The sequence below is a fragment of the Aeromonas sp. HMWF014 genome (genome assembly GCF_963878295.1).
Taxonomy (GTDB): Bacteria; Pseudomonadota; Gammaproteobacteria; order Enterobacterales; family Aeromonadaceae; genus Aeromonas; species Aeromonas popoffii.
The window spans coordinates 1-3236 of the sequence record NZ_CAWNYS010000551.1 but is presented as its reverse complement, the minus strand read 5'-3'; the positions used below and the strand labels follow the sequence as shown (position 1 = coordinate 3236).

Sequence of the window (3236 nt, the reverse complement as noted above, 5' to 3'; positions counted from 1 at the left end):
TGCATGAGGCGCTGGGGCGCCCCATGCAACACGTAATTGGGACATAGCCATATACAAAGCCGTCCCCCGCCAGGGACGGCTTTTCCCTTTCCCCTCCTTCTGACACCAGCAAAGAAAAAGCGCGGCTGCCGGTTGGCAGTCGCGCTTTGCTTACTCTCTCGGCGTTATCCCACCCTTGGCAAGGTGGAATTCAACCCGGGGATGCCGAGCCAACCCCGGACTCGATGGGTGTACTTATTTGGTCGCAGCGTTACCGAACGACGGCACAGTGCTCAGATCTATCTTCTTGCTCACCGGCAGACCCGCGCCCTGGGCACCGGCCTGCGGCTTGACGAACACTGCCGCCGACCAGGCCCCCAGCGTCAGGGTGCCACCATTGGCGGCAGCGTCACGGGCTATGCTCTCGCCGACGTGATGGGCCGGGCTCAGCTGCAGAGTGCTCAGGTCGATGGGCTGATCCTTGCCGTCACGGAAGTCGCCAATGCTCTGGGGCTGGTTGGTGGCGTTGATCATCACCACCAGACCCTCGATGGCAGGATCCAGATCCGCACCTGAGGTCACACCGTCATCCACCGTCATCACGATGAGGCCCGGCACCTGATCCGGCCCGGTATTGCGAAAATCGACCCGCTTGATCACCTCGGCGCCACTGCCCAGACGCAGCAGACGGGAGGATTGACGCAGCTCGGCCAGCTCCTGGTAGAAGCCCACCATGGTCGCCATGTCGGCCCCGCTCGGCTTGACATGCTTGCCGAGCACCTGCTCGATCAGCGGATAGTTGTCACCATCCTTATCCTTGCGCGGCAACCCCTTGTCGAAGTTGTTGTCGGCCAGGGTGTAGTCGACCCTGTTGTACCAGTCACCGGAGTCGAAGCTATCCCGCTCCATGGACTTGGAACGCAACAGCTCGACACCGGCGTGGGTAAACGGAATACCCTGTCCCAACATGGCGGTGGCGAGCGACACCCCCTGCATCCGCACCAGATCGGCTCCTTCCGGCGCCTTGTAGATCAGGTTGTCGAACAGGGTCTGGTTGTCGTGCTTGTCGACATAGTTCTGGATCTCGGTCGGATCCTGGGCATAACCCGCGCGCTGACCGTCGTAGTCGATGTCGGAGCCCTTCTTCGGTATGCCATCCTTGTCGGTCAGCACGAAATCCTTGAGGTTACCGGCCATGCCGAGGCGAACCAGGTCAGATTGGTGCAATGCGGTGGCCAGATCGACGCCATCCATCTCGTTGGCATCCACCAGGGCGCCGTTGCCAAAACCCTGGGTCTTGCGAATGGTGTCGCCACCGTCAAACGGACTGCCGCCGCGTACCGCATCTCGCAGCCGGTCGGAGAAGGAGCCGATGCCAGTGCCGCCCAGATGCTTCTGGGTCGCCTGCACGAAACGCTTGTCATCGGCAACCTCGCCGAAGTTCCAGCCCTCGCCGTAGAAGTACATCTCGGGATTGACCTGCTTCACCACGGCCAGCGCCTGCACCATCTGATCTTTCGGGTGGTGGCCCATCAGATCGAAGCGGAAGGCATCGATCTTGTAGTCACGGGCCCAGGTCACCAACGAGTCATCCATCAGCTTGGCGAACATGGCGTGTTCCGGCGCCGTGTTGGAGCAGCAGGTGGAGGTCTCGACCGAGCCGGTCTCCGGATTGAGGCGCTGATAGTACCAGGGCACTATCTTGTCGAGCACCGACTTGGGACCCAGGCCAGCGTCGTGGGTGTGGTTGTAGACCACGTCCATCACCACGTTCATGCCGATGTTCTGTTTGATGGCCTTGACCATCTCGCGGAACTCCAGAATGCGCTGGCTACCTTCGGCGTTGGTGGCGTAGGAGCCTTCCGGCGTGGTGTAGTGGTAAGGGTCATAACCCCAGTTGAAGGAGTCTACCCCGCGCAGATAGCCATAAAGCTCCTGCACCTGCGGGTTCTCCTTGCTGTCGGCCCCCTGCAGATCGGTCAGCACAGCCGCTATGGTCTGGCCGCCGCCGCAGTAGCCGCCAAACTTGGAACCCAGCACCTCCGGGTTGACCTGACACAACTTGCTGAAGTCATCGCCAAGGTTGGCCACCTTGGCCGGATCCTCGTTGACGGTGGCAAGGTCGAACACAGGCAGCAAATGCAGGTGGCTGACGCCGCTCTTGGCCAGCGCCTGCAGGTGCTTGACCGGCACACTGTCGCTATCGGTCAGGCCGAGGAACTTGCCGCGGTGCGCAGGCAAGGTGGAGTCGTCATTGCCGGTCAGATCGCGGACATGGGCCTCATAGATGGTGATGTCGGCAGGATTCTGCTGACTGTGGGGCGCTTTGAGGCTGTCCCACCCTTCCGGCTTGAGGGCCGGATCGTCGAGATCCACCACCTGACTGAACTCGGAGTTCATCGCCAGGCTCAGGGAGTAAGGGTCTGTCACCTGATAGGACTCCAGCTTGCGGCTGACCGGGTGATAGACCTGGATGTCATAGCGGTAGAACTTGCCGACAAGCTCGCTGCCCCCCTGCACGCTCCAGCTGCCGCTGGCCTCGTCCCGAGTCATGGTGCGCACGCCCAGCGCCCTATGCTGAGCATCGAACAGCGCCAGCTTGACCGACTTGGCGGTCGGTGCCCACAGCCGGAAGGTGACGTTACCCCCCTCGACGATGGCGCCATAGGCCAGTTTGGCGGCGGCGTCGGCATAGAGGGCATCGATGGCACCGGCGCTCTGCACCAGGGTCGCCCCCTGCAAGATGCCCTCAGCATCTGTGCCGATGGCCACCAGCTCGCCCTTGAGCAGAGGCTTGAGATCTGCAACCAAAGGCAGGGCGAAGGCGGCGGCATCCTTGAGGTGCGGATACTTGGCCTGCTGCTCGGCGGTCAGGCTGGTCGGGGTCAGGGTAATGTAGGGGAAGTCGAATACCCCCTCCCCATTGGCCTTGATGGTGCCCGACGCTGTGTAATAGAGGCGCACATGAGGCTTGTCCTTGCCCCCTTGCCAGATCAGGGTGTTGCTATCAATCAGATGGGCGCTGGCCCCCGCCACGCCAAAGGCGGCGTTAAAGGCGTCGGCACGACTGCCGAAGACTTCGCTCTTGCCCGCGACGATGGCCACGGTGCGATCCGGATGATCGCTGAAGATCACCTTCATGTTGGCACCGGTCAGGTTGGCCAGGTCACCGTTGCGGGCAATAAAGTTGATACAGCCTTCCAGCTTGGCCAGCGGTACCACCCAGCTGGGACCGAAGCCGTCGGCCGCCGCCGGGG

Annotated in this window: 1 protein-coding gene; it reads right to left on the bottom strand. The window is 62.1% G+C overall.

Translation table 11 applies throughout. From position 1 onward, the window contains the following. Nucleotides 1–234: 234 nt before the first annotated feature. A partial coding sequence (gene pulA, locus AAC083_RS21380; RefSeq protein WP_108537658.1) for a pullulanase-type alpha-1,6-glucosidase occupies nucleotides 235–3236 on the bottom strand: 3002 nt, incomplete at its 5' end.